Consider the following 26,826-nt stretch of genomic DNA (forward strand, 5'->3'; position numbering starts at 1 on the left):
ATGATATTTGTCTCTGACGGTCACAATGTTTGGTCTTAAAACATCTTTTCCAAAGATTTTCGAAGAAATGATGGGGCGGCGCATTCTTCAACCAGTTAACGCGATGCGGTTACAACGAGTCTTGCTCGTTTTGGCGTCAGCGATCATCTGCGCGGGCTGCTCCCCAGAACCTCTGGCATATCAAGATCACCTGCTTGCCAAATTCCGCGCCGAGCACGAGTCGAGTTTGGAGCTCTCGGCTGCGACTCAATTTGTTTCCAATGTTCTTGAACGCGAGTTCGGGACATTGGACCAGCCGAAACTGCCAACTGTGATAGCCAAATCGGAACGTTATCGCTCGCTGATCAATATGGATTTCGTGCGTCGGTCTGCCGGCCCCGTCCGTCGCGAAAAGGATCGCGTCGAATACGGACTGTTCCGAAAGCACTGTGCAGTTTGCCATGGCGTGTCGGGAGATGGTTATGGCGCAACTGCTAGCCTTTTAGATCCTTATCCGCGTGATTTCCGCCGTGGAACATTCAAGTTTGGGGTCCAAGGTTCTGGTAAACCTCCCAGCCATGCAGATTTGGTCCGCATCATTTCACAAGGGATTCCCGGGACTGGGATGCCAGCCATGGCGACGTTGGACAATAGCACTCACTTCCAAGACGATTCCGAAACGCTCGCTCACTATGTGCAGTTTTTGGCTATGCGGGGAGAAGTCGAGCGGTTGATGTGGCTGAAAGTCGTGCCAGAGTTGGACGAAGACCAGTGGATGCCGCTGCGGGAGCTCCGCGCCGCCCAGCCCTTTCCGGCCAGTGTTCAGGACGAAATCGATGGCGTGACGACCGCTGTTGCCGACAGATGGCAGGCGGTAGTCGGGGGCGAGTTTAAACCCACTCCCAACGAACTTGCGTACCGATGGCCGGAGGATCTAAATGGGCCGAAGCGCGACCCGATGTTGGCCTCAGCTAGTCGTGGGCAAGAGCTCTTTCAAAGCGAAATAACGGCTTGTGCGCAATGCCACGGGGTGGATGGCAGTGGCCAAGGTCGGTTGCTGGACTATGACGAGTGGACCAAGGACTGGACGATTCGAGTTGGCATTGATCCAAGAATCAAAGAGCAATGGCAACCGCTCAAGAAACTTGGGTTGCTCAAGCCAGTAGCGGACAAGCCTCGTAACTTAAAGTTTGGCGCGTTTCGAGGCGGAACCGACCCGGACTTTATCTTTCATCGGATTGCATATGGTGTAGACGGTACTCCGATGCCCGCAGTGCCGAGGGCCGCTTCTTCGCCGATCGGTTTGACTGATGATCAGATTTGGGACTTGGTTAATTATTGTCAATCGTTAGCCTACGATGACGTTGTGGAGGTTGCACCATGAGCGCCTCGGACGTGAAAGCCAAGCCAACTTTGGTCGGTGCCAACGATACTCTTTCCTCTTCAGAAGAGGCCGGAGGCAATTCGCCGCGGAGATGGGCTTTGGCGGTCGCTTTGACTATCTTCCCTTTAATTTGGATGGGTGGTTTGGTTACGACGCATGACGCGGGTATGGCTGTGCCTGACTGGCCAGGCACCTTTGGATACAACCTTTTTCTATATCCGATCAGTACTTGGGTGTATGGTCCGTTCGATTTGTTTGTTGAGCATGGTCATCGCTTGCTGGTCGCGCTGACCGGGTTTTTAGCGATTGGGCTTGTGTGGTCGACGTTTCGTCATGGCTCTTCCGCGAGCTTGAAACGTTGGTCAATTTTGTTGCTGCTGGCAATTATTGCTCAAGGCACCTTAGGCGGAGTGCGTGTTCTGCAAGTGAACCGAGTGATGGCGATGGTTCATGGTTGTACGGGCCCGCTGGTGTTTGTGCTGGCTTGTTATGTGGTGGTTTTGGCGGGTCGCGAGAGATCCGCGGCCGCTCGTCGGGCAGCGGCAAGTGGTTTGACACCGAAACCGCTTTTTCGTGGTTATGCGCGGTTCGCAAAGCTGGTTACATTATTGGCGTTTGTGCAATTGGTCTTGGGGGCATCACTGAGGCATCTCAACGTGAACTTGAGACCGGTGCAGTTTATGAGTTTGACGCATCTGCATCTGACGGGGGCCTTCTTGCTGACCGTGGCGATCATGCTGCTGTTCATCCTGTGGGCCTTGAGCGCTCGGCGTCCTGTGCCTCCGCTGTCGGGCAGATTGACGAACTGGCTGCTTTTGTTGGTGATTGTTCAAGTTTTATTGGGTTGTTTAACGTGGTACGTAAATTATGCGTTGCCATGGAGCGGCTTGTCGCCGACACTATCGACTCATGTAAATCACTTGAAAGGGATCTGGGAAACGATGATCGTGACGGCCCATCAAGCCGTCGGGTCTGTGATTTTGGTGTCTGCTTTTAATTTGGTGCTTCGTATTCAGGAACGCTCGCAAGCTGCAACGACCGCTGGCTGAGCCTGATTTTAGGAACGCTTGGAACGACCTTTATTACTATGAATAGTCTAACTTGCACAATGGACGAGAGTGTCGCAACCAAAGCGTATCCTGGTGAGCCAGCGCGGCTCGAAATAACCTTGGCCGATGCGTCTGCGAGCGCGGTGCAAGATCCATTTTTGAAAGCTCCACAACCTGTTGTGCAAGCGGCATCGATCTCGTGGCAGCAAGACTATCTTGCACTGACCAAGCCAAGGATTCTGATGATGATCCTTATCACGGTCGGCGCTGGCGCGGTGTGTGTACCCGGCTTTGCTTTGACATTTCAAAACTCCGTTACGCTGCTTGGAACTTTGATTGGTACGATGTTTGTCGCGGCTAGTGCGTCGGTGCTGAATCAAGTGATCGAAAAGAATAATGATGCCGCGATGCGACGTACGAAGAATAGGCCCTTGCCAGCCGGTCGCTTGACGGAGTTTGAAGCGACCGTGTTCGCTTTTGCCTGCGTCGCATTCGGGCTCGTGATTCTCGCAACAGGCACCAACGCGGTTGCGACGTTGGTGGCGTTCATGACTTGGTTGCTCTACGTCGGCGTATATACTCCGATGAAGACCACTTCGGTCTGGAATACAGCGGTGGGAACGTTGCCCGGTGCAATGCCTGTACTGATTGGTTGGTGCGGATTAAACGGTTCATTGGCGGATTGGCGCGTCTGGGCGATCACAGGCATCGTTGTCTTATGGCAATTTCCACACTTTATGAGTATCGCTTGGCTGTATCGCGAAGATTATGCTAACGCTGGCTACCGGATGTGGACCACAGAGGAATCCTCGGGCGTTGTCGCAGGTTGGCACGCTTGGATTGGAGCCGCGGCCCTTATTGCCGTAAGCGTTGCTGCGATGTTGCCTGCCTCAGGGCTGGGGTGGGTATTGGTTGTAATCTCCTGTCTAGTCAGTGGCCAGCAGTTGCTTGCGGCCATTCGCTTTCATCAACATCGCAACGATGTAACGGCTAGGAAGCTGCTGCGTAGTTCGCTGCTTGTCTTACCATTGCTGATGTTGTGCGTTGTCCTGCAATCGCTGCTGGGTTAATTCTTTTGGTTTTAGTGTAAGTTTGATAGGACGATAACAATGGTTGATCCAGCCGACGCTGCAATTCTTATTCGCAACCTGACTTATCGCTACGGTGAACGTGTTGCCATCGAAGCTTTAACGCAGTCGATTCCGCGGGAGCAGGTCTTCGTGATCTTGGGGCCCAACGGCAGTGGAAAATCGACGCTCTTTAAGTTAGTTTCGACCTTGATACCGTTGCAAGAGGGCGAAATCTTCGTTGATGGCATTTCTGTTGGCCAACGTCCTGCTGAAGTACGACAGCGAATTGGAGTCGTCTTCCAGCATCCAAGCTTGGATCGCAAATTAACGGTTCAAGAAAATATCGAATGTCAGGCTGCCTTAGTTGGTTTGCGAGGCGAGAAGAGGCGCAAGCGCATCGCGGAGTGCATGAAATTGATGAAGTTGACCGATCGTGCAGATGAGCGAGCCGAGAAACTTTCAGGTGGATTGAAGCGTCGTGTGGAACTGGCCAAAGGGATTTTGCACCACCCTGCCCTGCTGCTGCTGGACGAACCAAGCACTGGATTAGATCCAAACGCCAGACTCGACTTGTGGTTTGCTTTGCAAGAACTGCGCGATCAACACGGAACAACTGTCGTAATGACCACACACTTGTTGGAAGAAGCGGAAAAGGCGGACACGATCGCGATTATGAATCACGGGAAACTTGTCGCACAGGATGCGCCCGAAAGCCTTCGACGCGCGATGGGGCAAAGTGTCCTGACGCTTCGCAGTCGCAATCCGGAAGGTACTCAAAAGTTGGTCCAAGATCGTTTTGGCTGGGCCAGTGAGATTGTCAATACGGAAGTTAGAATCCAGCAATCGGACGCGTCGGCACGAATCTCGGAAGTGGCTAGCACACTGGGCGATTCGGTCGAAAGCGTGACGTTGGCTAGGCCCAGCTTGGAAGATGTGTTTATTGCGAAAACTGGCGAGAGTTTTGTCCGATCGTCGGTAGATCGAGGAGCATGATGTCGGCCGTACCCACCAAATCCGTCGATGGAAAGTCGACGATGTTGCTGATTAATCTGATTTCGATTGTGGTTCCCATCCTCGTGGCATTACTGCTGGGGATTCGCACCAAAGTGAATCTTGGGGCCTGGACGGCTTGGCTGCCCCATGGCATCGGTTTGATCAACACCTTGACCACGCTGGTGTTGATAGCTGCTTGGGTGGCTATCAAGAAAAACCGGTTTCAGTTGCATGGTCTCTTGATGACGACTGCGGTCGCTCTGGGGGCCATATTCTTGGTTTGCTACGTCATCTACCATCTGTCGAATCCTTCGACGGCTTACGGCGGGACAGGCATATGGCGTGGTGTATACTATTTTACTTTGATCTCGCACGTGCTATTGTCATTGGTCGTATTACCTCTTGTGCTGCGAGCATTTGCGTTTGCCGTGACGCGGCAGTTCAATCGCCACCGATCACTGGCAAAGTATGCTTTGCCAATATGGTTGTACGTATCGAGCACTGGAGTCATCGTTTATTTGATGATTTCCCCTTACTATCCGAAGTAGTTTTACTTCCTTTGCTGGACTAAGCTGGTTTTTCATGAGCAATTCGACTCTCGCTGCAGACCAAGATCGCGACACGCCGCAAGTCGGTTCGACGAGGTCCGCAAGTTCCTCGCGGCCATCCGCGGCGATTTCTGCTGGCGTACCGCGGGCATTGGATGTTGCGTGGATGTTGGCATGGCGAGAATGGATTCGTTTTTTTCGCCAACCTCATCGTGTGATCGCGGCTTTGGGACAACCCATTTTGCTGTGGATTTTGTTTGGGACTGGTCTGCACGGCGCTTTTCGCAGCGACGGTGACCAGGACTTCATGACGTATTACTTGCCGGGCACGATCTCGCTGATTTTGTTGTTCACCGCCATTTTCGCAACTATTTCCATCATCGAAGATCGCCGCGAGGGGTTTCTGCAAAGCGTCCTGGTCTCGGCAGCACCGCGATGGACCATTGTGCTGGGCAAAGCAGTAGGGGGTGGGGCTATCGCTTGGGTTCAAGCACTCGTTTTTCTGGGGTTGGCTCTGTTGGTGGGTACGGCCCAGTTCTCCACCGATACGCTTTGGTTGATTCTCTTGATGGCTGTGGCTGCTGTGGGCGTAACGACGCTTGGCGTTTGCTTCGCTTGGCCAATGGACAGTACGCAAGGCTTTCATGCGGTGATGAACCTTGTGTTGATGCCGATGTGGTTGCTTAGTGGTGCGTTTTTTCCAATCCCTGCGATGGCTGCCGATCAATCGATTGGGCAAACAATTATTCATTGGTTGATGCGACTTAATCCTATGACCTATCCAGTCGCTGGTATGCGACATCTGTTGGTTGAGCCATCGGCCGTTGCTTCGACATCGACCTGGGCTCCCTCGTTAGCTGCCGCATGGGTGGTTACCATCCTGGCTGCCATCGTCGGAATGTTCGCAGCGACGATCGTGGTAAAAAAGAACAAGTTAGGAGATGCACAATGAGACGTTTGGTCTTGGTGGTGTTGGGAGCGATTGCTGGAATCGCCGTCGTGTTAACGACAAATTATCAACGTATCTTTCGCGGTCCAGAGGATAACCAGCCGCCGCTGGCTTACGTCGCCTCGAACGATGATGGACAAATGACGGCTCTGGTTGATCGACCAGCCGATCCCGGTCAGCGCCGTGAAATTGCCGAAATGATGAAGGAGATCTCCGCTTTGGACGACGACAAGTGGACTAAACGTTTTGTGCTGACCGGAAGCGATGGTAAGGAGCTTTCGTCGGACGATCTCAAAGGCCAGCCCTATGTCGCCAACTTCTTTTTTTCTAACTGCCAAGCGACCTGTAAACAACAGACGGACCAAGTTCGATTGTTGCAGCAGAAGTACAAGCATGACCCGCTTCGCTTGGTAAGCATCTCTGTGGACCCAGAGCACGATACACCGGAAGCTCTGGCTGCTTATGCCGTAGCCGCCGATGCGATTCCGGGCAAATGGCTGTTCCTGACCGGAGATATGAAGCAGATCTCGAAAATTGGCGGCGAGATGTTTTTGATCGGTGGCATGCGCCAGTACATTCACCCCGACCGATTGTGTTTAGTGAATGCAGAAGGAGTTCTGGAAGGCAAGTATAACTGGCATGACCTGGGAGAGATTCAAGCCTTGCATCAACACATCGATCAACTGCTTCAGAAGACTGGTTCTACAAACACGGCATCAAAGCTCCCGGTGGCCGAGTGATTTCGCCCCAGTGATTTAACCACAGCGATTCAACCCGACTACCGGAACTGGACATCGCGTGGTTTGATCCGTGGCCTGCCTCCCATGTGCCTTCTCCTACGTTGGAAGAATCTGGTAATGTCGATTCGCTCCAAAACTCTTGCGACCCTTCTTTTTAGCTGGTTTTGGCCTGCGTCAGACTGGTGCCCCACTCACGCCCAGCAATCGACTCAAGGCATTTCGGTACCGGACGCATTACGACTGGATATGGGCACCGCGGCGATCCTGGCTAGGGCACAGTCTGCGGACGTTACTGCTTCCGACGATTTGAGTTTGTCTAGCTTGGAGTCGGTGGCCGCGAACGCCGATGCGGGTTTGGTCCCTGTGCCCGATCCGTTGTTGCCAACACAGATGGCGATGCAACGGTTTATCAATGGTCGCTATCTGGCGGCCAGTCAACTCATACAATTAGCCTCGAAGCATCCAACGCTGCCGCTCGCTGCCGATGCACCGCCGACGGGGACTGGTTGGCTTGAAGTCCCATCGCTGTATCAACTAGCGGCCCGCGGCACCTCGCAAGCAGAACCACTTCGAACGATTGACCGCTACCTTGAGATCGGCTGGACCAAACGAGCGCGAGCCCTGCTCTACAACATGGAACCCAGTTTGCGATCAACTATACCAGCCAGTGGCAGTGATGAAGCCAATGCAGCAGCAGGCGTAGAAGACGCAGCCCTGCACCGCTGGAGGGCGATTTCTTGGGCGGAGGCGCAGTCTCGATTTGTGAAAGCCCCGCCAAAAGGTTCCCTTGAAGAATTCAATACCCGAGCGTCGACGCAAATCTGGCAAGCCATAAGCCGTTCTGAAAGTAGACAAGCGCTTGCTGTACAGTGCTGGCTGCGATTGATTTACTGCTCCGTGCTAGAACGCGATCTTCCGCGTTTTACAATTGAATCGCAATTGGTCAAGCTTGCTATGGGCCAACTGCCGTTCGCGCCAGACGCATTGTTACCAGGATTCAACTCAAACGCTTCCTTGCCAACCGTCGCGGATGTCGTTGACGGCTGGCGCGATCGATTGAGCCAAAACTCGCGGCTTCAGGATGCCATTGAAAGGGAAGAATTCAATAAGGATACTGGCACAAAACGACCGGGACTGGGATTATTAGCTTCCATTGCCGAACCTTTGTGGGAGTATCGTTTTGAGGATCAAAACTACAATGCGCCCAAGGCCTTTTTGCCAGGCTATCCGAGCCCGCCATTGATTATTGCCGCGTCTGGAAAGCCCGAAAGGCAACTCATGGCGGTTCGTCGTAACAACCAAATATACTGTCGCATCGACGACAAAGTGTTCCCTGGGACGACGGGAGCCACTGCAACCAGAGCTTTGCCAAACTCGTTGCGATCTGGCGGACTGCCATTGAGTTTGGTCGATGACGCGTCGATGGGCGGATTGGCTTGCGACGGCGAAATCGTCTACGGACTCATTGATTCCGGTCTGCGTTCATCTGCTGCATCCGATGTGCTGCGCCAAAGCGAATTGATCGGCGTGGACTTGAGTCGTCATGCAACGCAACTGCCGCAGACACCTTTGACTTATCAAAGCCTCGTCACAAACAACGCAACAGAACGAGCGCAGCGCCGCTTTATTGGAACACCGCTGTGGGCCGATCAGAAGTTGTACTTGCTTGCTACGGAACTGGATGCGAAGTCTAGATCCTCGTACAGGGTTGTTTGTGTCAATCCAATAACCATGCAGCGGATATGGAGTTCAGTCGAGTTTGGATGGAGCGGCGCGATAGCCAGTGCGAGCGTCGCCAACAACGTGTGCTTGATGCTCTGTGATGGACGCTTGTTTGTTGCGACAGGGGCAGGTACGATCGCCGCGTTAGAAGCCAAAAGCGGGGAGTTGCTGTTTCAGTGGAACTATGTGGACAAGAGCAGCAGTTCCTTTCGTCCCCTGTTGATTCATTTTAGGCGAAGTACGTTAGTGGCAACTCGAGATCTTGTGATTTGCAGTCCCAGCGATAGTCAACATACTTTTGCCATCGATTGGAATGATGGGCACCTGCACTGGAGCAGCGACGATGAACTGCTTGAGCGAAGTCCGCAAGTTGTTGGCGTTATCGATCACCAAGTCGTTTGTATTGGCGATCGGATCAGTTGGCTGAACGTGGATACGGGGCAAGTCGAACGAGTGGCCGAATTGCCTGCCGTCAGTGTTCCGCCCAGCGGCCATGCTGTGCTTTATCTCGATCAGATTGTTTGGACTAATGGTGAGACGATCTTTTCTCATCCCGCAATTTCTGCGGAGCCTACGCAACCGTACTCGATGCGACGCATGTCAGAACTTGATCGGATGAACTTCAAGTCGGCAGAGCCGCTTTCTTTTGCAATAAGCGACTCGGTGCTCAGCATCGTAACGCCATCGCTCTGGCAAGCGTATCGGCTCCCTGAGGCGCGTTAGCAATATCAGACAGAGCGACCTATTCAAGCGACGATTGATTGGAGCTAGCGGCGGTTGGCTTCAATGGAAATACCGTCAAAGCGGACAGTGCCTGTGGCACCAAACAGACCAATTTGGACAATCGCTTCTCGACATCGGGGAGGGACTCGGACGACTTGTTGATCCACTTTCCATTTCGTTGTCCCCGTGTAAGGTCCCAGCCAGTAGGTGCCGATTTGTTCGCGATTCTCGTCCAACAACAGGATGTTGATGATAGGCACATCGGTAACGGACTTGCCAGGCTTGACGTCTTCAGCGATCGCTGCACCTCGGATCTTGATCATTGGCGTTTCGCGTCCATCTAGCTTGAAGCCCTGGATCAAGAGCGACGGGAGCTCTCCCTTTTGGCTGCTGAATTCCACGCAACGTTTGCCGAATGGGGATTTGGGGTCGTCGACCAGTTTGGCGTTGAACTCGTAATACCAGCCTGGGATGTAACCGGGCGTAACCACTTTTTCCTCGAAGTCGCCGTTGACAATCTGCACGCCTTTGACGTCTTTTGCTTCACGTTTTGCTTCGGCTTCGCCCGTCATGGGAACAAACAAAGTGGGCCGGACCGAGAGGCTCTCCAGCTTTCCGTCACGTTTTCGGAAAAGGTGCAAGAGTTGTTGATGTCGCTTGCCGACCGGGATGATCATGAGCCCCCCCTCCTCTAATTGTTCCAGCAGCGGTTGCGGGACCTTTTCAGGCGAACAGGTCACAATAATTTTTTGGAAGGGTGCCTTCTCTGGCCATCCTAAATAGCCGTCCCCGATTCGGGTGTAGATATTCTCATAACCTAGGCCTTTGAGAAACTGACTCGTTTCGATTCCTAACTGTTCGACAATCTCGATCGTGTATACCTCTTTGACCAACGGCGATAAGACGGCAGCTTGATAGCCACTCCCGGTGCCAATCTCCAACACTTTGTCGGTGGGCCGCGGATCGATTGCTTCGGTCATCACCGCAACGATGTAAGGAGATGAAATGGTTTGGGCTTCGCCGATCGGTAATGCTTTGTCATGGTACGCTTGATCGCGAAGCGCGTCCGGGATGAAGGTGTGGCGAGGCGTAAAGCGAATCGCTTCTATCGCGCGTGGGTCTTTCAATCCGCCCGGAATCAAGATTCGGTTGATCAGCTCGTCACGCTCTGCCTGCAACAGGCCTAACTCGCTGCGTACTAGCGAAGGCAATTTGGCCTGAATGCGTCCGGCGACTGCTTCCACCGACAAATCTAGCTTCTGCTCTTTGACCGGCGCAGCGGCCGGAGGCTTGACGGGTGTTTTCTGAGCTGGCGGCTTGGTTGGCAATGCGGATTGAGGGGGCTGTTGGGCCGCCGCTGGCGAGCATTGGCAGACCAGCGATACCACCGTTAATCGCAATATTTGTCGAAAGTTCATAAGAAAATGCCTCGCGAATGTTTAAAGTACCAACATCACCAAGTCTATCATAATTACCTGAGTTTGGATCATCACCCCGCATGCCCCAATCCGCAAAGAACTGGAAGTGGAATGAGGTGAGTCGCAATACCGTCAAGCTTTTGGTCCGGTGCGAATGCCTGTTGCAATATCAACGTTCCTCGCACGGAGGAGGTTTGTATCGATTTTACGGTTGAGGTTTAGCAGCTTGAGAAAACGTGGCAGGGGCAAGCTGCAAATACCGATGCTGGACAATGCGGAAAAGGGAGTTTCCATTCTATCACATGGCGCAAGTTCTATGAGTACGTTCACGACGCGGATCCACAGCAAGCTCGTAAACATTTTGACCACGACACGTCCAGGAATCAGGCATCGATTTCTGCTGGTCGGAGGAGTTGCCACCGCAGTCATGCTGACGTCGTTATCGAGCGTTCCCGCACAAGAACGCTGGCATACGAGCGTTCCGTTTTACAACCCTTCTAATCCTAGACCTGATTTGCTGCCTCGCGGGTTGTACAACGCCTGGGTGCCTTATCGCAAGGAGTACAATCGCCCTTCCTACTTGGGTGGACTAGCGGCTCATGTGATTGAACCCACCAGTCAAGAAGCAATGTCCTGGGAAGAGAATCATGCGTTGGGTTACTACAAGACCCACCGACCGACTCCGGTTCGCGGCTATTACTATCCTAAGCCTTGGGAAGTGCTCAATGTCGGCGCCCGGCCCTCGGGGGAAGAAGTAGACGATCGCTTCAAGCCCGCCGAAGAAAAGAATGAATTGGTGCCATCCAACCCATCGCCGGCGATTCAGCGTTACTAGGCTCATGGTGGATCATAGCCACCTTTGCTGAAGGGGTTGCAGCGCAGAATTCGCCATATCCCTTTGAGTGTGCCGAGGACAAAACCGTGCTTTTGCAACGCCTCGAGCGTGTAGGCCGAACAGCTCGGATAGTACTTGCATCGCGCTCCCAACAGTGGACTGATCCCACGTTGGTAAAACCGGATCGCGAATATCGAGGCGGTCACAAATAGTTTATTTAGCAAGCTAATCAAACGCATTCTTGAAATCATCTGGACGTAGGCAGTCGAATCCATTTACGATGCGGTTGCCAACAGGCTTTGGGCATTTCAGCAGCGCAAAACAAGGTCATTTGGCACGTTGGTTACGCAGCTTGCAATGGTTTTTTCTCAAGCGGTCACGATACTAGATGTTAAAGAAGAAAGCAGATCAAGGCAAATACGAGTCATTTCCGCGGCATCGGCGGATTGTGCTAGACATTTGCGACGCTTCGAAGACGGTCCCCAAGTTTGCGGTGGATCGGAAGATTCAGTTGGAACGAGTATTCCAAGCGAGGAAGTCTGCTCCAACACGAATCGGCTGGGCCGCTATTTTCGCTCGAGCGTACGCTTTGGTTGCTGCTGACGTACCCGAGTTGCGTCAGACTTATATTTCGTATCCATGGCCGCGGTTGTACCAGCACCCAACTAGTGTGATTAGCATTACGGTAAATCGATTTGACGAGAAGATCGGCTGTGACCGTTTATTGTGGGCTCGTATTCGCAATCTGGAAACGCTGTCACTGGCAGAAATTCAGGCCGCGATTGACCAGTATCAGCATGGGGACACAGCAGATTTGTTTCGCGACGGGCGTCGTTTGGAAGCGATGCCAGCGCCCCTGCGAAAGTTTTCATGGCATTTGATGATGCGATGGATGGGGCGTAAGCGGGCTCGTTTGTTAGGCACGTGCAGCTTGTCGACACTAGCGACTTACGGCACAACGAATCACGCGCATCCTTTGATAGTCACCACTTCGTTGAGCTACGGTCCGCTAGATGATAACTACTGTAGCCAAGTGACCTTGCAAGCGGACCACCGTGTTGTGGATGGAGCTGTTGTGGCTCGTGCGTTGGTAAGTCTGGAAGAAGTATTGAACAGCACCGTGGTGTCCGAGCTTACCAAACGAGTGGGGCAACAACGCAGCGGGGCGCGTCTTGCTGGCTAGGGTGCATTGGCCTGCAGCGATTGTTGCAACCAAAAACGTTGGGCTTTGGTCAACCATGGCTGATACTGCTGGGCAAGATTGGGATCGGTTTCGATTTGTTTCTGCGCGGCGGCCAGCCAATCTTGAAAAAACTGGACGGCTTGTCGACTGATGCGACGTTGCTCGTTGAATTCGATATAGGTTGGAGCCGTGCTGGCGATGCGATAGCTGTCTGGATAAGCGGTCACGACGCGTACCAACATCCACCCGCTTTCTTGGTAGGGTAGCTCAGGGAATTTTCCTCTCCGTGCATGTTCTTCAAGTTTCGCTTGATACATGGTCTGCCCATTGAAGATGACGTCCAAATAATCGACCTCTTCACGAACCGTCAGGTCCGCTTGCAAGTCCGCGTAGACGCTTTGACCGCCCTGCCCTGGCAAAATAGTTCCTGGGGGTAGGCCATTGACGGTCAGCCTAAGCAGAGGCCCGTTGGTCACAAAGGTGAAGCCATGTTTGAAGTTCTTCCACCAGGTTTCCGGGTTTTTGGGTTGGTCTGGGTCAATCCAGGTGTAGACGCGATTGTAACCCGCGATGGTTTTGCCTTGGGCATCGAAATGGCTGCCTGCTGACGGGGTAACGCGAAATCCGGCTTCGAGTAGTTGCCAATAGATGAACTCGACCAGCCGTCCCAATCCTTTGACTCCAGTAAACCTTTTGGGGTCAGGATTATAAAAGGCGTGTTGAACGTTCAGCGAGGCACTTCGCTGCAGATGACTTGAGAGGATTTGAACGGCGTCAGGTGGAGCGACGGCCAGCAGAATGGGCAGATCGCGTTGCCACAGTTCCGAAAACTCGACGGTCCACTGTTCTCGATCCAAGTCCTGGAAGTGTTCCAGGAAGTCGAGGGCGTTTGTGGCTGCCGCGATCGATTCCGGCAACTGCGCGTCAGCAGATGCAGGATGCAAAACGATCGACATGCCGCCGCTGGCGGTGGGGATGACAAACGAGTTCAGGGTCGCCGCCAGCGTGTCGGACGTTGCTGCGACGACTTCCGCATCGGCCGAAAGGTCGTTTCTCGCCAAGCTGACGCTGAGGTTGAGTGCATCGGCGGCCGCCCAACGACGTAGTTCCTTGTTAGGCAGCGGGCTGGCTAAATCGCCGCTGAACCAATTCAGCTTGTTCATTTTGGTAGAATGGACAAACATGACGTCGAATTGGTCTTGAGCGTACTTATCGAGCTGAAAGCCGCCTTCGATATCGGCGAACTCGATCCCGCGTGAGGCCGTAAACTCATATTCACCGGGAGCCGGCTTGAGTTTTACGGTATCTTCGAAGAGGATCGTAAAACCGCTGACAAGATTCGCCCTTGATTTTGGAAATCTTTTGGGAGCTTTCGTCGGTTCGACTCGGCAAGAAACCGGCTGGCCCGTATCTTTGTCGATAAAATTTAACTGCAGCGATTGAGCTCGCAGGCTGCTTGCGATTAAGCTTACGGCAGTTAAGACGACTATTGATTGTTTTCTGAAAACGTACATGGCAGACGACTACTACAAAACGTTAGGTGTATCGCGAAGTGCTTCCAGCGAGGAAATAGCTAAAGCATACCGCAAGCTAGCGCGGAAGTACCATCCTGACTTGAATCCTGATGACGCTTCGGCAAAAAAACGATTTCAAGAGATTCAAACTGCGTACGACACGCTCAATGAACCCGAGAAACGCAAGCTTTACGATCAATTCGGGCCGGCTTATGAACAAATGGGTGCTGGTGCAAATCCCTATGCTGGCGGAAATCCGTATGCGGGAGCTGGTGGAGGTGCGGCGTTTGATTTTGGTGACATCTTCGGCGGCGGCAAACGCAGTGGCGGCGGCGGATTTGGCGGTATCGATTTGGAAGATTTGATGCGGCAGTTCGGCGGTGGCGGCGGGCGCGGTTCAGCTCGCAATGCGGCTCCGGCCGGCGGCGATCTCAATGCAGAGATTGCGATACCACTCAAACTAGCTGTCTCGGGCGGTACCACTTCGTTGCAAATCGATCGCGGCGGCAAGCTGGAATCGATCGAAGTCAAAATACCCGCAGGGATTCGCGATGGGAAAAAAATCCGATTGCGTGGGCAAGGTGAAAAAGGGCTAGGTAGTCGAGCGGGAGATTTGCTGCTGACGGTTCGTTTCCAGCCGCATCCTAACTATCGCGTGGACGGGGATAACCTAGAACTTAAGCTGCCCATCACGCTGGGAGAAGCCATCCACGGCGCCGCGGTTGATGTTGCCGCTCCAGGCGGCACCGTTACCCTGAAAATTCCTCCGAACTCCTCCAGTGGCAAGCGATTGCGGGTCCGTGGACAAGGCTTGCCTAAACGAGAGGGGGGAGCGGGAGATCTGTACATCGAGCTGATGATCAAATTGCCAGAAGCCCTGGATGCTCAGGCACTGGAAGCCATTTCGATGGTAGAAAAGTCATACTCGCAATCGGTCCGAAAAGACATCGCATGGTGATGCGGCATCTAACCATGCATGCCATCGCGACATAGAAAACAATGATGAATCCCAAGGGCGATGAGCGTTTTCCGGCTAAGCTGCGACTGAAGTTAAAGCGTGATTTTGACCGCGTATTCAAGGCGGGCAAAGTGGCAGCCGACGGCGTGCTTGTAGTCCATGCGGTGGCGAATGAATTGGACTACAGTCGGATCGGTATCTCCATCGGCCGCCGATATGGAAAAGCTCATCAACGCAATCAGTTCAAGCGTTGGTGCCGAGAAGTCTATCGCAAACATCGCGGACAACTACCTGTCGGGTTGGATTTGGTGGTTCGGGTGAAGGCACATGCCAAGCCGAACTATGGCCTGATTGAGCACTCGATGCCGGGCTTGATCCGGAAAATAGCTAAGCGTCTGGCCCGAGAATAGTTTTCAATGGAGGGTTTCTCCGACTAGTCGGAATAATCGATCTATTCCGTAAAGCTTGCCGACAAAATGGTCGCGAGTTGTTGCTCACCACAGGCCTACGGATTGTTTATGAGGCAAAATTGGAAACTATGCCTCATCGACAAAATGCTCTGCAGACCGATTCTCTCGCAAAGGGGATCGGTTTTCTCGCCGTCGCGAACCTAGCGCAACGCGCTATCGGTTTTGCGCGGAATTTGGCATTTTGCTACTTTTTAAACAAAAGCGAAGTTGGCGTTTGGGCGTTGGCCAGCAGTTTTTTCGTGCTAGCTGCACCGCTATCCGTTCTCGGTCTACCAGGTTGCTTTGGCCGTTACGTGGAAACGTTTCGCCAGCAAGGACAACTCTATAGCTTTGTCCGTCGAGGGTTAGCGATATCCATCGTCGGCGTGCTGCTACTGAGTTTTATTCTGCTGGGTTTTTCCAGCCCCATGTCTAATTTAATCTTTGGGCATGAAATCGAGTTCAGCCAGATGCTGCTGGTCATCGTGACGCTGGTTGCCGTTGTCGCATTCAACACCGTGATGGAATTGCTGAGCGGATTGCGTCAACCGACGGCGGTCTCGCAAATGCAATTAGTAAGTTCAATTGGCTTTTCGGTCCTCAGTCTTCCGCTGGTGATATGGCAGCCTCAGTGGACTACCGTCGTGGCCTGCTTTGCCATCTCGATGGCCATTGGCATTGTGCCTGGGATTTACCGTTTGCGTAAACGCTGCCATTCTGCCTTTCAAGCCAAAGATATCGTTCATCATCGAACCTTTTTACTGCGAGTGGCCCCTTTCGCAGTGACGGTCTGGCTAACCGATTTATTGACTAACTTATTCGATGTGGTGGATCGATATATGTTGCTGCATATGGCTAGTAACGACAACGCGATCAATCAAGGGCTCGTAGGTCAGTTTCACACCGCTCGCATCTTGCCCGTCCTCTTCTTGTCGTTGGCGTCCATGATGGCTGGTATGTTGCTGCCGTATTGGAGTAGTGACTGGGAATCGGGGAAACGCGATAAAGTTGAAAGGGATTTCAATATGTCCGTTAAAATGGCGTCGCTGTCGAGCTGGTTGATTTCATTGATCGCGATCTTCTTTTCGCCATTGTTGTTTGAGTTCATCTTTCAGAATCGTTACACGATTAGCCAAGTGTGCTTTCCGTTGGCTTTGACGCACTGCGTTTTTGCAGCGATCGTGATGTTGCAGTGCTCCGCGATGCGCTGCGTAGAGGCTAACCGTTATTCGGTGATTGTTCTCCTATTTGCCTTTAGCGTCAACGTCGTCGCCAACTACTATGCAGTCCCGGTGTACGGAGTGGCCGGGGCGATGCTGGCTACCTTGGTAGCTACTATCGGAATGATGGTCGTAAATGCCAGTGTGCTGTCCAAGTTCGCTATCAAGCCGGACCGGCAGACGGCTATGCTGATGTGCCTGCCTATCGCAATCGTTTTTCCATTTCTGCTGAATGTGTTTTTGTTGGCCGGACTTTTATTGATCGCAGGTCGAACCGATTGGATTCTTGATGCTAAAGATCGAGAGTCGTTAGATTCGGCCTTACTGCCGCTGCTAAATCGATTTGGCATTCGGCTGACATCTTTGTGGCCTGTGAGCCTGGGCGATCATCCTGAAGCGGTATATGAGGGGTCTTCCTAGGTCCGTTCCCAGCGGATGACCTTGTTTGGCGAAATCAGCTTCTATCTGCGAGAAGCGAGGGCTGAAGACTGGTGGGCAGCGATGCTACTACCCGGGACTGCTGTTACCCGTGAAGGAATATACTTTTCAGAGCTATCATGTTTCAGTAAACATAGAGGTCGCAGCCGAATCGCGCAAGCCATCCGATGTTTCCAGTTAACCACAGTTCTTTGCCGTGCAGTTCGATCTGCCCAGTAAAAATCGGTACGTCGTTTTCCTAAAGAGAGCGTCGCTCGGTTGCAGGAATCGCAAAGTGCTACTCTTGCGCAAATGGTAAACTGCTGACTCAGATCAGCGGCCTAAGCATTAAAACCGCTTGCTTACCCAATTCGGCGAGTCGTGGGTTATCCATGAACTGGATTGACGGTGGTAGAGGCTGCTATGAGTTGCATCGATCCGCTCGCAGCACCAGCGATAAGAGGGCAGACAAACTCGAGGTTCTGCAAACGTGCGATGGAGTTTGTCGAAAGTTGTGTGCTTGGTGTGATATGACACCACAGGTGCCATATGCTCTTTCAAGAACGCCCGACTTCTTAGAAGGCGGTGATTTCGTCGCAAGTAGCTAGCTCGCAATTGGAGCTAAGCGGCCTTTGAAAGCCTAGGGAGCGAACGACTTCGAGGATCTCGCTGCAAGTTGGGAACATGCGCCCGTTCTTGCGTTTGTATTCATCCATAGCTTTGATAAATACCTCGTCGATATCGGCCCCTTTGCCTGGATTGGTGTAGCCCAGAAGATCGATGACCTCGAGGATTTCACTGCAGGTTGGGAACATGCGTCCATGCTTGCGTTTGTAGTTATCAACCGCCTTCATGAATTCGACTTCATCGTTGGAGTAGTCGCGTTCACAAGTCGTTGGGTCGATTTGTCGGCGGCGGTCTTTTCTGCGCTTTTCGACGTTGCCTGAATTGCGAGTTACATTGACCACTCCATGTTCGTCACGACGTTCGCCACGACGACGGTCAACGGTAACGATACTTTCACCAGCGCGAAACTCAGTAGACATGAAAAACCTTGCGAAAAGTCAGGGTGATGAGTTGATCGGGCTAAATCCTGTAGATTGATTTACCCATCAGAAGTTACCAGCGCGGAAAACTTGAAGCCTTCGTGGCTTTAGAAAATCTCGTTAAAGCTTCGCTAGCCGGCTCATCTTTGGCTGGCTGTGAGGGTGGTAACGGTTATTCGCCCAGCTTTCCGGTAGTCCAGCAGCTAGGCCGCGGCGTTTAAGCCAGAGTCGCGTGATTTCAGTCCGCAGTGAGTCCAAGTCCGGCAACGTTAAATGCTCTAGTGCTTTGTCACAGCTAATTTTCAGGGTACGACGGACTTCCAGCACGTCGAAGTTAACAACATTTCACCGACGGACTGGAAGTCCGTTGTACAATTCGACGCTCACTTCAAGCTGTAGCAAAGCACTAGGATGCACTTTAGGGCATAGAATGAACTAACGCAGAATCTCGCGTTTGCGGCTGACATAATCCCAGACAACAAAGCGATCGAGGTCGTTGCCAGAGGTGAAAAAGACTCGGCCTTTCGTTGATTCGGCTAGTCGATAGGCAAATCGGATATCCTCTTCGCTTTGCGACCAACTGGGAACCAGGAACATGTTGATGGTAATGCCATCGCGGGCGCATGCGATTCCTTCCTGCATCGTGGCCTTTTCCGTTCGTTCGTCGGGTGGATACAGCAAGTACAGCATCTCGTCTTCGAAGTGGGCTGTCGGCAGCCCATCCGTGATCAAGATGATTTGCTTGTTGACTGTATCGGCGGTAGCCAAGTTTTGCCGAGCCAGCCTCAGGGAATGTTGGATGTTGGTAAAGTGTGGGTGGATTTGAAATTCATTGATGCTTTCATCGCTCATATCCGCCTTCAATCGTACCCACGGATTATGTACCGTCACCGGTTTGGGCATCAAATCGATGATGGCACCAGGCTGGCACATTTTGGCGAACGTGTACATTTCAATGAATCGCAAAAAATCACCCGGATACTCGCGACTGATTAGGCCTTGAAGTGCCAACGCCATGCGTTTTACGTTCATATACTGACCGTCATATCGCATGGAGCCGCTCATATCCATGATTACGACTGTGGCGCATTTTGGATTATTGCGAGTGCGATGGACTTCAAGATCCCCACTGCGCAGTCGCACTGGATTGGCGGTTGGATCGCGAAGCAAGGCATTGATTACCGATTGTGTTGTGTCCAGGTTGGCCAACGAGTCTCCAAACTCGTATTGCTTGGTCGATGGCAGTTCGACCGCGCCGTCCCCGACAATTCGCCCCATATGTCGGCCACTGCGGGAAGCCTGCAGATCACTGAAAATTCTCTCAAGCAGTTTCGCCTGGAAAATCTTGTACGCTTTGGGAGTTAACCGATAGCCACCGTCGCTTTGCCGGTCGAGACCTTGGCGTTCGGCAAGCTCACGGACGTAGTTCTCAATTTGGTTACGCAGTTCTTCCAACTGTTGCATGTCGCCTGGTTCAGCGTACTTTGCCATGGCCTCCATATCGATGATACCGATTTGAGCGGTCTTCTCGGCTTCCTTTAATTGCCGCAGTAGTTCGTCGATCTCCTCCAGTTCTTTTTTGATTTCCAACGCTTGCGGAATCGTCATTGACTCATGTCCGAAGAAGGCGTATTTCGATGCGAGTTCTTCGATCTGGTACTTGTTGCCAAGTGCGTCAATTGTCCGCATGATATCGCGAGCGGCTGTTCCTGCGTCGTTATCCGACTGGTACCATAATCGTTCCAGTTGATAGATTTGCTCGCCACGAACTGCAGATTGAAATGGGCCGCGCAGTGGCTTTGGTAGCTGAGCAGCACTGGCGGTTTTGCGAAACTCCTTGTCCACTTTTTTCACGACGGAATCGGTTTCGTATTTCTCTAAGATCGCTCGTTTCCGCTGTTCCAGCATTGCCGTCAGCATGTCGATGCTAGGCCCTAGATTGGCGATTTGACTGGGATCTAGATGAACGGCACGAGCAAGTTCTTCATCGGTCAACTCTCGTTGCTGGCCGAATGCCAACGCATGTTCAAACGCTCCAGAGACCAAGTCTGGGGGGGGCTCGGTTGGAGATGGAAATTCGGTCGGGTTGTACTTCTGATAAGTGTGAACTACACCGCCTAATGTGTTGCGTTTTGCCATGCTTGTTCTCGTTAGAATTCGTAGTGAATTTTGCCGCGTTTGGCGGCTCTGGAGATTCGATCCATGCTGTAGAGGCCGGCCAGGACGAATTCAACGCACGATGCGCGAACGGCAGGGTTCTCGGTCGCATTGACATCGAACGCTTTGTCCCAAACTGGCGGTACATGTTTGAGGCGTTCGGCGTATCCTTCGCTGGGCAACATGTCGCCGACTTCGACACGAACACCCTTACTGAAGATCTCGGAAATCTCATCCAACCCAAACTCATCTACATACTTTTTGAAGACTTCCTTGATCGCATTGGCAATTAAGGCATCCAAGATTTGACGTTCGCTCATTTGATGCGAGCCCATCATATCCACTTCAAGTTTGCCCAGTGACGATGCGTATAGATGGCCAAGGTCGCTAATACGCGGCACTGCAACGGTTTCACCGAGCACCGCTGCGCGTTGACGTGCCGATGCGATCATAACGCGATAGTTGGCTAAGGAGAACCGAGCCGAAACACCCGATGCTTGATCCACGTATTTGCTACGTCTCGCTTGCATCGTGATCTCCTCAATGATCTCCGCCATAAAGTAAGGGACTTGCACAGGATAATCGCCCGATAATTCGTGCGAGACCTCTTGTTGCAAGATCTCGATTCCCATATCGCGGTCGTCAGGATAGTGCGTTTGGATGATACTGCCAATTCGATCCTTCAACTGTGGAATGACCTTGCCACTGCGATTGTAAGTCGAAGGATTCGCTGAGAATAAAATGAATACGTCTAAATCGAAGCGAATTGGATAGCCGCGAATTTGAACATCACGCTCTTCCAGAATATTGAATAAGCCCACCTGCACCAGTTCATCCAATTCGGGCAACTCATTCATGGCGAAAATGCCGCGATGCATGCGAGGGATCAGTCCAAAATGCAGGGCTTGTTCGGTACCCATCCCCACCCCTGCGGTTAGCATCGAGGGGTCGATCTCACCGATGATGTCAGCGAATTTGGTTCCGGGACTGAGACGCTCAGCGTAACGGTCGTCACGATGCCACCAACCGATTTGAACATCTTCTGGTGAGTGATTGGACAGATACTCTTTGCCGGCTGATGTAATGGGAGCCAGTGGATCTTCATGTACCGGACAGTTAGGTGCTTTTAAGTAAGGCACCCATTCATCCAGAAAACGCACCAGCAATCGCATCAGACGACTTTTCGCTTGACCCTTCTCTCCGAGAAACAACATGTCGTGTCCCGAAAGGATAGCGATGTTGATTTCTGGAATCACCGTGTTGTCATATCCAACAATGCCCGGAAAAAGCTCTTCGTTGGCCGCCAGGAGGCGCAGGAAATTATCCCGCATTTCTTGCTTAACAGTTTTGCTTTGCCAACCACTAGCGACCAGTTCAGATAGGTTTGATGGCAAAGACTCAACAGATGACATAGTCTGGCTCACAAAAGACTCCTTGTAGCCTGTTCGAAAATACGACGGCAAACGACGCATGCACACAACGATAGAGGCTGGCAACCGAAAAGCAACTCGGCGAATCCGCCACCAGCAAGAACCGTAGCACTCCTCTAGTCTATCATGCTTGGCTAGTCTCCGTTCCAGCAATCGGTCGGCTGTACACAAAACCGATGCTGTTTTCTAGCCGCTACATTGATTGCATTGCTGAATTCCACCTCGACCGGCGGTAACCGCAACCTGGAGTCGCCAGCAGATCGCTAAGCGTATTTAGAGTGTCCGTCGTGTGCTTTGATCATGGCCAGCATCCCACGGATCTCGCTGAGCGTGGGGTCGGTCGAACTGTCCCGAAGAATTGCGGTGTCTGCCAAGGCCGACGATTCATCGGGGCCATTTGCTTCAAAGGCGAGAAGCGGTTCGGGGGCAAGGCCAAGGGATTCTTCGTCGTCACGAACCAGCAATGGCGACAGATTGACTCGCTCGGAGCGAGACCTGCGTCGTCGGGGATCAAGCAACCGATAGGCCGATGTTAATATGGAGGCAACATGCGAGCTACCATCGTAAAACATCATGGACATCGCGAGTTCGCGGCGTTTGCGAACCTGTCTGGTCGCTGCATTGCGAATCGATTCAACCGACGATTCACGCGTGCGGACTTCCAGCAAGCGATAATCTTGGAGCGATTGAGCAGGATTAGGACGAACAACTTGTTCTATAACGGCGTTCATGATGTTTTCTTTATTTGGTACCTCCTTACACCAGTGGGCTTCAAACCCAACGGCCGGAAAAAAGTTCCGAGCCGATTCCGGGCAGACCAAGACGCGAGGCCTTTCGACGCGAAAATTGGGTCTGCTACAACAGTCATATCGACCAATCATAGTTCGATTAAAGACTGAATTGGTTCACTGGATTAGCCGCAAACCGGTCGCTTCTGCTCAGAGGGTGTTTAGTTTGCCATTGAATGAATTCTGCGAGTTATTCGCATCCCCGTCGCGAATATTTGCCACACGCAATTTTTCTTTTTGACAGTCCGGCAAAATGCGGATTTTGACCTGAGAGGTTAGTTTTCAAGATTTGGGCGCTTTACGCGAACTAATTTGGCCTACAGTGTGTAGGTAGAAGAATCAGGAGCCCCCCCAGGTGGGCGCCCGCTCCCAAATGGCTACTGAGATTCTGTTTATCTATCCAACGTTCACGTCGATTCTTTTTTGTAGTGCTTCAACATGAGTCAACAAACTCCCCAAATCGAGCTCACGCCACAACAAATGGGCAGTCTCCTGCTGTTTGGCTTGGCGGCAATGCTGATCGGTTACGTCGTGGTGACGGGCATGTACTCGGTTTCCGCTTCTGAGCAGGCTGTCGTGCTGCGTTTTGGAAAGTACCATCGTACGGTTGGACCAGGCTTGCACTTTAAAGCCCCGTGGATCGATCAAAGGATTGTCGTCGATCAATCCGAGCGGTCGTTGCGACTTCCTCATCCCGACGCTGGCCCCGATAATTTTCGCAAGACTTCCACCGCTTACTCCGACCAAGAAGACAAACTGATCCTCACGGGCGACCTATTCGCCGCAGTCGTCGAGTGGACCGTCGTGTGGCGTGTCACCGAACCCAAAGACTACGTTATCAATTTTGCTGGCGATGAAGGTGAGGTAAAAGATGTGATCGTGGCGGTTTCTCGCAGCGTGATGCATCGCGCAGTGGGCGATTATTCCGCCGAGGAGCTGCTAACCGGCAAACGTGAAGAGATCACTCAAATCGCGCTGAAGTCCCTGTCGGAAAGATTGGCCAGCTTTGGTAGCGGAATCTCGATTACTGATCTGCAAATGCAACGCGTGACCCCTCCTGAACGCGTGCGTCCAGCATTCGACGATGTCAACGCTTCGATTCAGCAGCGAGATCAGTCGGTCAATGAAGCCTACCGCGAACGCAATCAGTTGATCCCTACCGCGGAAGCTCAGCGAGATCGCTTGATCCGCGAGGCGGAAGGCTATGCATCGCGTGAACTGGCTGAAGCTCAAGGGGAAATCTCTGCACTGCTGTCGAAATATGAGAGCTACAAACTCGCTCCCGAGATTACTCGCAAGCGAATGTATATCGAGATGATGGAGAAAGTGCTGCAACAAAGCGGCCCGAAAATCATCCTCGACAGTAACGTCAACAGCCCGCTACCGCTGTTGAATTTGTCACCCAAGGCCCAATAAAAAACGGCAGGGCTCGTACTGTTAGAAATACCTCCTTCCAAGTCGTCATGGATTCCAAGTCATCATGGATCACCCCTTTATGAAATATGTCGTTTATTCCCTAGCTGCGTTGGCGATCGGGTTAATTATTGCGCCGTTCTTTGTGTTCATTGTCGATGAACGCGAAATGGCTGTCGTGCTACGTTTTGGGAATCCAAAGGAGTCATATACCAGTCCAGGCATGTATTTCAAAATGCCTTTTATGGATTCGGTGCAACGCATTCCAAAGTACTTGCAGTTTTGGGGCGACGATCGCAACGATTTCTTGCCGGATCTGCCTACCAAGGACGACAAAAAAGTGGAACTGATCCCGTGGGCCGTTTGGAAAATCAACGATCCCAAGATCTTCGTGCAGCGTTTGCGAACGATGGACAATGCAGAACAACGTGTGGCTCAGATCGTGCGCAGTTCGATTCGCGATATCGTAACTCAGTATGATTTGGAAGAGATCGTGCGCAGTACCAATCGAGCGATCGAGACGGGCGAATCGGAAGTGGCGACGCCCGTCGAGGAACTGCCAGAAGGTATCGCCGCAGATTTGATCGAAACGGTGGCCGATAGTAGACCCAAAGGCGTGCGCTTTGGTCGAGCGGAGATTTTAAATCGCATCAAGATTGAAGCTTCACGTCGTTTGGCATCTACCGGAGGCGATACCGAGGCCGTTGGGCGAGGGCTTGAACTGATCGACGTCGGTATTTCAGAAATCGGATTCGTGGACAGCGTTCGCAAGAAAACATTCGATCGATGGGTCGCCGAACGCCAAGCGATCTCGGCTAAGAACATCAACGAAGGCGAACGGCTGAAAGCCGCAATCATTAACCAAACGAAGTCAGAGGTTGCGAGAATCGAGGGCGAAGGCCAGCAACGCTCCAGCGAAATCCGAGGGAAGACCGACGCCGAGGTTATCAAACGCTTTGCAGAAGCGATCGAGAGTACCGGCGACTTTTATGTTTTCGTACGTACATTGGAAGCCTACGAGAAATCGTTTACAGCCGATACCCAAATCATTCTTTCCACCGACAGTCCATTCTTTGGTTTGTTCAAAGAAATGGAAACTCAATCGGCACCGTGACGCTAGGGCAGCGACATTGCAACGCTCTACGAGTCTTACTCGTCGGTGACGCAGCCTTCCGAAGCGCTCTTGACGTTCTTGATGTACTTATAGAGTGTGCCGCGAGAAACCTTTAAGGGGGGGGCTTGCCATTGTGCCAGACGGGACTTCATTTCTTCGTCGCTGACGGCAACGGAGAGTTCGTTCTTGGAAGCGTCCAGGGTCACGATATCGCCATCTCGAACTAACGCCAGTGGTCCGCCGACTTGCGCTTCGGGAGTCACATGTCCCACGATGAAACCATGAGAACCGCCGGAGAATCGACCATCGGTCAATAACGCGACGTGTGCTCCCAAGCCTGCTCCCATGATGGCTGATGTGGGCGTGAGCATCTCTGGCATTCCGGGGCCGCCTTTAGGCCCTTCGTATCGAATGATGATGACATCACCCTTTTGGATTTGTTTCTGTTCTAAAGCCGCCAGCATGTCTTCTTCACTGTCATAGCAGCGGGCTGGTCCGGAGAAGCGAAGGCCTTCTTTGCCCGTGATCTTGGCTACGGCACCTTCCGGAGCGAGATTCCCTCGCAGGATTTGAATGTGTCCGGTAGGTTTAATGGGGTTATTAACCGGTTGCACGATCTTTTGGCCTTCTTTCAAGCCAGGTAGATCTTCAAGATTTTCGGCTAAGGTTTTTCCTGTCACGGTCATGCAACTACCATCCAGGAATCCTTCGGCCAACAAATACTTCATGACTCCAGGCGTGCCGCCCACGCTGTGGAGATCCTCTTGAACGAACTTCCCAGAAGGCTTGAGGTCTGCGAGATAAGGAACGCGGTCGCTGACCTTCTGGAAATCATCGATAGTCAACGTTACGCCGACCGAACGAGCCATCGCCAACAAATGGAGGACGGCGTTAGTGGAACCGCCTAAAGCGATGATCACTACAATTGCATTTTCAAAAGCCGCGCGAGTCATGATGTCACGGGGCTTTAAATCCAGTTCCAGTAAGTTCAAAATCGCTTTGGCAGCGCGTTTGCATTCATCGACCTTGGCAGGGTCCTCGGCGGGAATCGAAGCCGAATAAGGCAGTGCCATCCCCATGGCTTCAATAGCGGAAGCCATAGTGTTGGCCGTATACATCCCACCGCAAGCGCCAGCTCCCGGACAGGACCGCCGAACGATTTCCGCGCGCGTGGCCTCGTCGATCTCGCCAGATAGGAATTGTCCATAGCATTGAAACGCCGACACAATATCCAACGATTGTCCGTTCCAGCGACCGGGGCGAATGGTACCACCATAGACCATCAATGCGGGGCGGTTTAACCGTCCCATGGCCATCAAGCAACCAGGCATGTTTTTGTCGCAACCCGGAAGCGCGATCAAGGCATCATACCACTGTGCTCCCATGATGGTTTCAATGGAGTCAGCGATCAGATCTCGCGACTGTAACGAAAAGCTCATGCCGTCGGTACCCATCGAGATACCATCGCTGACGCCCACTGTGTTGAACCGCATGCCGACCAAGCCGACTTCCGTAACAGCCGCTTTGACATGATTGGCTAGATCCAGCAAGTGCATGTTGCATGGATTGCCTTCGTACCAGACCGAGCCGATTCCCACTTGTGCCTTATTCATGTCCTCGCTGCTCAGACCGGTGCTGTACAGCATCGCTTGAGAAGCGCCTTGACTTTTGGGCTGAGTGATACGACTAGAATAACGATTGAGAGCTTTCGACATGGTAGGAAACTG

At 52.4% G+C, this 26,826-nt stretch carries 23 protein-coding genes; 15 read left to right on the plus strand and 8 right to left on the minus strand.

Annotated elements, in window-relative coordinates; genetic code table 11:
• Positions 1-103: 103 nt before the first annotated feature.
• The 8 genes from SH302x_RS03565 to SH302x_RS03600 all read left to right on the plus strand — a co-directional run bounded on the left by SH302x_RS03565 (position 104) and on the right by SH302x_RS03600 (position 9,157).
• Complete coding sequence (locus tag SH302x_RS03565) at positions 104-1,363, plus strand: c-type cytochrome (protein WP_479367373.1); 1,260 nt, start codon at positions 104-106, stop codon at positions 1,361-1,363.
• Entirely contained in the window at positions 1,360-2,412 is a 1,053-nt protein-coding gene (locus tag SH302x_RS03570) for a COX15/CtaA family protein (protein ID WP_479367374.1), read from the plus strand. Before SH302x_RS03565 ends, SH302x_RS03570 begins: the two co-directional genes overlap by 4 nt.
• 38 nt (positions 2,413-2,450) lie before the next feature.
• Positions 2,451-3,482 carry a heme o synthase gene (cyoE, locus tag SH302x_RS03575; protein WP_479367375.1) on the plus strand — a complete coding sequence of 344 codons (1,032 nt, stop codon included), beginning with the start codon at positions 2,451-2,453 and terminating at the stop codon, positions 3,480-3,482.
• A gap of 39 nt (positions 3,483-3,521) precedes the next feature.
• Positions 3,522-4,475: an ABC transporter ATP-binding protein gene (locus tag SH302x_RS03580; RefSeq protein ID WP_479367376.1), complete on the plus strand. Its 954-nt coding sequence runs from the start codon at positions 3,522-3,524 to the stop codon at positions 4,473-4,475.
• A 41-nt stretch (positions 4,476-4,516) separates the two neighbouring features.
• Positions 4,517-5,023 carry a DUF420 domain-containing protein gene (locus tag SH302x_RS03585; protein ID WP_479367377.1) on the plus strand — a complete coding sequence of 169 codons (507 nt, stop codon included), beginning with the start codon at positions 4,517-4,519 and terminating at the stop codon, positions 5,021-5,023.
• A 34-nt stretch (positions 5,024-5,057) separates the two neighbouring features.
• Complete coding sequence (locus SH302x_RS03590; RefSeq protein ID WP_479367378.1) at positions 5,058-5,975, plus strand: ABC transporter permease; 918 nt, start codon at positions 5,058-5,060, stop codon at positions 5,973-5,975.
• Positions 5,972-6,712, plus strand: a complete 741-nt coding sequence (locus SH302x_RS03595) for an SCO family protein (protein ID WP_479367379.1) — start codon at positions 5,972-5,974, stop codon at positions 6,710-6,712. Before SH302x_RS03590 ends, SH302x_RS03595 begins: the two co-directional genes overlap by 4 nt.
• A gap of 117 nt (positions 6,713-6,829) precedes the next feature.
• Positions 6,830-9,157 (plus strand): outer membrane protein assembly factor BamB family protein, encoded by a 2,328-nt coding sequence (locus SH302x_RS03600; RefSeq protein ID WP_479367380.1) that lies wholly within the window; start codon positions 6,830-6,832, stop codon positions 9,155-9,157.
• A 44-nt stretch (positions 9,158-9,201) separates the two neighbouring features.
• On the opposite strand, the gene SH302x_RS03605 is transcribed toward SH302x_RS03600, so the two are convergent.
• Complete coding sequence (locus tag SH302x_RS03605) at positions 9,202-10,575, minus strand: protein-L-isoaspartate(D-aspartate) O-methyltransferase (protein ID WP_479367381.1); 1,374 nt, start codon at positions 10,573-10,575, stop codon at positions 9,202-9,204.
• Between the two features lie 316 nt (positions 10,576-10,891).
• On the opposite strand from SH302x_RS03605, the gene SH302x_RS03610 reads away from it, so the two are divergent.
• The gene (locus SH302x_RS03610; protein WP_479367382.1) at positions 10,892-11,410 is read left to right on the plus strand and encodes a hypothetical protein; all 519 of its coding nucleotides are present in this window, start codon (positions 10,892-10,894) and stop codon (positions 11,408-11,410) included.
• Between the two features lie 2 nt (positions 11,411-11,412).
• Here SH302x_RS03610 and yidD read toward each other — a convergent pair whose 3' ends face one another.
• Positions 11,413-11,685: a membrane protein insertion efficiency factor YidD gene (yidD, locus tag SH302x_RS03615; protein ID WP_479367383.1), complete on the minus strand. Its 273-nt coding sequence runs from the start codon at positions 11,683-11,685 to the stop codon at positions 11,413-11,415.
• A 113-nt stretch (positions 11,686-11,798) separates the two neighbouring features.
• On the opposite strand from yidD, the gene SH302x_RS03620 reads away from it, so the two are divergent.
• On the plus strand, positions 11,799-12,593 hold the full coding sequence (locus tag SH302x_RS03620; RefSeq protein ID WP_479367384.1) for a hypothetical protein: 795 nt from the start codon (positions 11,799-11,801) through the stop codon (positions 12,591-12,593).
• Here SH302x_RS03620 and SH302x_RS03625 read toward each other — a convergent pair.
• Positions 12,590-14,107 (minus strand): CehA/McbA family metallohydrolase domain-containing protein, encoded by a 1,518-nt coding sequence (locus tag SH302x_RS03625; protein ID WP_479367385.1) that lies wholly within the window; start codon positions 14,105-14,107, stop codon positions 12,590-12,592. The genes SH302x_RS03620 and SH302x_RS03625 overlap by 4 nt on opposite strands.
• On the opposite strand from SH302x_RS03625, the gene SH302x_RS03630 reads away from it, so the two are divergent.
• The 3 genes from SH302x_RS03630 (at position 14,106) to SH302x_RS03640 (ending at position 17,154) form a co-directional block, all read left to right on the plus strand.
• On the plus strand, positions 14,106-15,065 hold the full coding sequence (locus SH302x_RS03630; RefSeq protein ID WP_479367386.1) for a DnaJ C-terminal domain-containing protein: 960 nt from the start codon (positions 14,106-14,108) through the stop codon (positions 15,063-15,065). The genes SH302x_RS03625 and SH302x_RS03630 overlap by 2 nt on opposite strands.
• Before the next feature lie 41 nt (positions 15,066-15,106).
• Complete coding sequence (gene rnpA, locus SH302x_RS03635) at positions 15,107-15,475, plus strand: ribonuclease P protein component (protein WP_479367387.1); 369 nt, start codon at positions 15,107-15,109, stop codon at positions 15,473-15,475.
• 128 nt (positions 15,476-15,603) lie between these two features.
• Positions 15,604-17,154, plus strand: coding sequence for a lipopolysaccharide biosynthesis protein (locus SH302x_RS03640; protein WP_479367388.1), 1,551 nt, complete (start codon positions 15,604-15,606; stop codon positions 17,152-17,154).
• A 572-nt stretch (positions 17,155-17,726) separates the two neighbouring features.
• Here SH302x_RS03640 and SH302x_RS03645 read toward each other — a convergent pair.
• From SH302x_RS03645 to SH302x_RS03660, 4 genes are all read right to left on the minus strand, one after another.
• Positions 17,727-18,197, minus strand: coding sequence for a hypothetical protein (locus SH302x_RS03645; RefSeq protein WP_479367389.1), 471 nt, complete (start codon positions 18,195-18,197; stop codon positions 17,727-17,729).
• 435 nt (positions 18,198-18,632) lie between these two features.
• Positions 18,633-20,336: a vWA domain-containing protein gene (locus tag SH302x_RS03650; protein ID WP_479367390.1), complete on the minus strand. Its 1,704-nt coding sequence runs from the start codon at positions 20,334-20,336 to the stop codon at positions 18,633-18,635.
• A gap of 11 nt (positions 20,337-20,347) precedes the next feature.
• Entirely contained in the window at positions 20,348-21,766 is a 1,419-nt protein-coding gene (locus SH302x_RS03655; RefSeq protein WP_479367391.1) for a magnesium chelatase, read from the minus strand.
• Between the two features lie 281 nt (positions 21,767-22,047).
• Positions 22,048-22,515, minus strand: coding sequence for a hypothetical protein (locus SH302x_RS03660; protein ID WP_479367392.1), 468 nt, complete (start codon positions 22,513-22,515; stop codon positions 22,048-22,050).
• Positions 22,516-23,010: 495 nt separating this feature from the next.
• Between SH302x_RS03660 and hflK the strand changes: the two genes are divergently transcribed.
• Positions 23,011-23,988, plus strand: a complete 978-nt coding sequence (gene hflK, locus SH302x_RS03665) for an FtsH protease activity modulator HflK (RefSeq protein WP_479367393.1) — start codon at positions 23,011-23,013, stop codon at positions 23,986-23,988.
• 64 nt (positions 23,989-24,052) lie between these two features.
• Positions 24,053-25,099, plus strand: coding sequence for a protease modulator HflC (gene hflC / locus SH302x_RS03670; RefSeq protein ID WP_479367394.1), 1,047 nt, complete (start codon positions 24,053-24,055; stop codon positions 25,097-25,099).
• Between the two features lie 35 nt (positions 25,100-25,134).
• Here hflC and ilvD read toward each other — a convergent pair whose 3' ends face one another.
• Positions 25,135-26,814 (minus strand): dihydroxy-acid dehydratase, encoded by a 1,680-nt coding sequence (ilvD, locus tag SH302x_RS03675; RefSeq protein WP_479367395.1) that lies wholly within the window; start codon positions 26,812-26,814, stop codon positions 25,135-25,137.
• Between the last annotated feature and the right edge of the window lie 12 nt (positions 26,815-26,826).

This window comes from Njordella calcicola (assembly GCF_056494125.1).

What these genes read in the sequence shown, in the direction of transcription:
- SH302x_RS03605 (WP_479367381.1), bottom strand. Translation starts at nt 10,575, where the DNA reads ATGAACTTTCGACAAATATTGCGATTAACGGTGGTATCGCTGGTCTGC.
- SH302x_RS03585 (WP_479367377.1), top strand. Translation starts at nt 4,517, where the DNA reads ATGTTGCTGATTAATCTGATTTCGATTGTGGTTCCCATCCTCGTGGCA.
- SH302x_RS03590 (WP_479367378.1), top strand. Translation starts at nt 5,058, where the DNA reads ATGAGCAATTCGACTCTCGCTGCAGACCAAGATCGCGACACGCCGCAA.
- SH302x_RS03630 (WP_479367386.1), top strand. Translation starts at nt 14,106, where the DNA reads ATGGCAGACGACTACTACAAAACGTTAGGTGTATCGCGAAGTGCTTCC.
- SH302x_RS03570 (WP_479367374.1), top strand. Translation starts at nt 1,360, where the DNA reads ATGAGCGCCTCGGACGTGAAAGCCAAGCCAACTTTGGTCGGTGCCAAC.
- SH302x_RS03610 (WP_479367382.1), top strand. Translation starts at nt 10,892, where the DNA reads ATGAGTACGTTCACGACGCGGATCCACAGCAAGCTCGTAAACATTTTG.
- hflK (WP_479367393.1), top strand. Translation starts at nt 23,011, where the DNA reads ATGAGTCAACAAACTCCCCAAATCGAGCTCACGCCACAACAAATGGGC.
- rnpA (WP_479367387.1), top strand. Translation starts at nt 15,107, where the DNA reads ATGATGAATCCCAAGGGCGATGAGCGTTTTCCGGCTAAGCTGCGACTG.
- SH302x_RS03640 (WP_479367388.1), top strand. Translation starts at nt 15,604, where the DNA reads ATGCCTCATCGACAAAATGCTCTGCAGACCGATTCTCTCGCAAAGGGG.
- SH302x_RS03595 (WP_479367379.1), top strand. Translation starts at nt 5,972, where the DNA reads ATGAGACGTTTGGTCTTGGTGGTGTTGGGAGCGATTGCTGGAATCGCC.
- SH302x_RS03620 (WP_479367384.1), top strand. Translation starts at nt 11,799, where the DNA reads ATGTTAAAGAAGAAAGCAGATCAAGGCAAATACGAGTCATTTCCGCGG.
- SH302x_RS03645 (WP_479367389.1), bottom strand. Translation starts at nt 18,197, where the DNA reads ATGTCTACTGAGTTTCGCGCTGGTGAAAGTATCGTTACCGTTGACCGT.
- SH302x_RS03625 (WP_479367385.1), bottom strand. Translation starts at nt 14,107, where the DNA reads ATGTACGTTTTCAGAAAACAATCAATAGTCGTCTTAACTGCCGTAAGC.
- yidD (WP_479367383.1), bottom strand. Translation starts at nt 11,685, where the DNA reads ATGGATTCGACTGCCTACGTCCAGATGATTTCAAGAATGCGTTTGATT.
- SH302x_RS03660 (WP_479367392.1), bottom strand. Translation starts at nt 22,515, where the DNA reads ATGAACGCCGTTATAGAACAAGTTGTTCGTCCTAATCCTGCTCAATCG.
- ilvD (WP_479367395.1), bottom strand. Translation starts at nt 26,814, where the DNA reads ATGTCGAAAGCTCTCAATCGTTATTCTAGTCGTATCACTCAGCCCAAA.
- SH302x_RS03580 (WP_479367376.1), top strand. Translation starts at nt 3,522, where the DNA reads ATGGTTGATCCAGCCGACGCTGCAATTCTTATTCGCAACCTGACTTAT.
- hflC (WP_479367394.1), top strand. Translation starts at nt 24,053, where the DNA reads ATGGATCACCCCTTTATGAAATATGTCGTTTATTCCCTAGCTGCGTTG.
- SH302x_RS03655 (WP_479367391.1), bottom strand. Translation starts at nt 21,766, where the DNA reads ATGTCATCTGTTGAGTCTTTGCCATCAAACCTATCTGAACTGGTCGCT.
- SH302x_RS03565 (WP_479367373.1), top strand. Translation starts at nt 104, where the DNA reads ATGCGGTTACAACGAGTCTTGCTCGTTTTGGCGTCAGCGATCATCTGC.
- SH302x_RS03600 (WP_479367380.1), top strand. Translation starts at nt 6,830, where the DNA reads ATGTCGATTCGCTCCAAAACTCTTGCGACCCTTCTTTTTAGCTGGTTT.
- SH302x_RS03650 (WP_479367390.1), bottom strand. Translation starts at nt 20,336, where the DNA reads ATGGCAAAACGCAACACATTAGGCGGTGTAGTTCACACTTATCAGAAG.
- cyoE (WP_479367375.1), top strand. Translation starts at nt 2,451, where the DNA reads ATGAATAGTCTAACTTGCACAATGGACGAGAGTGTCGCAACCAAAGCG.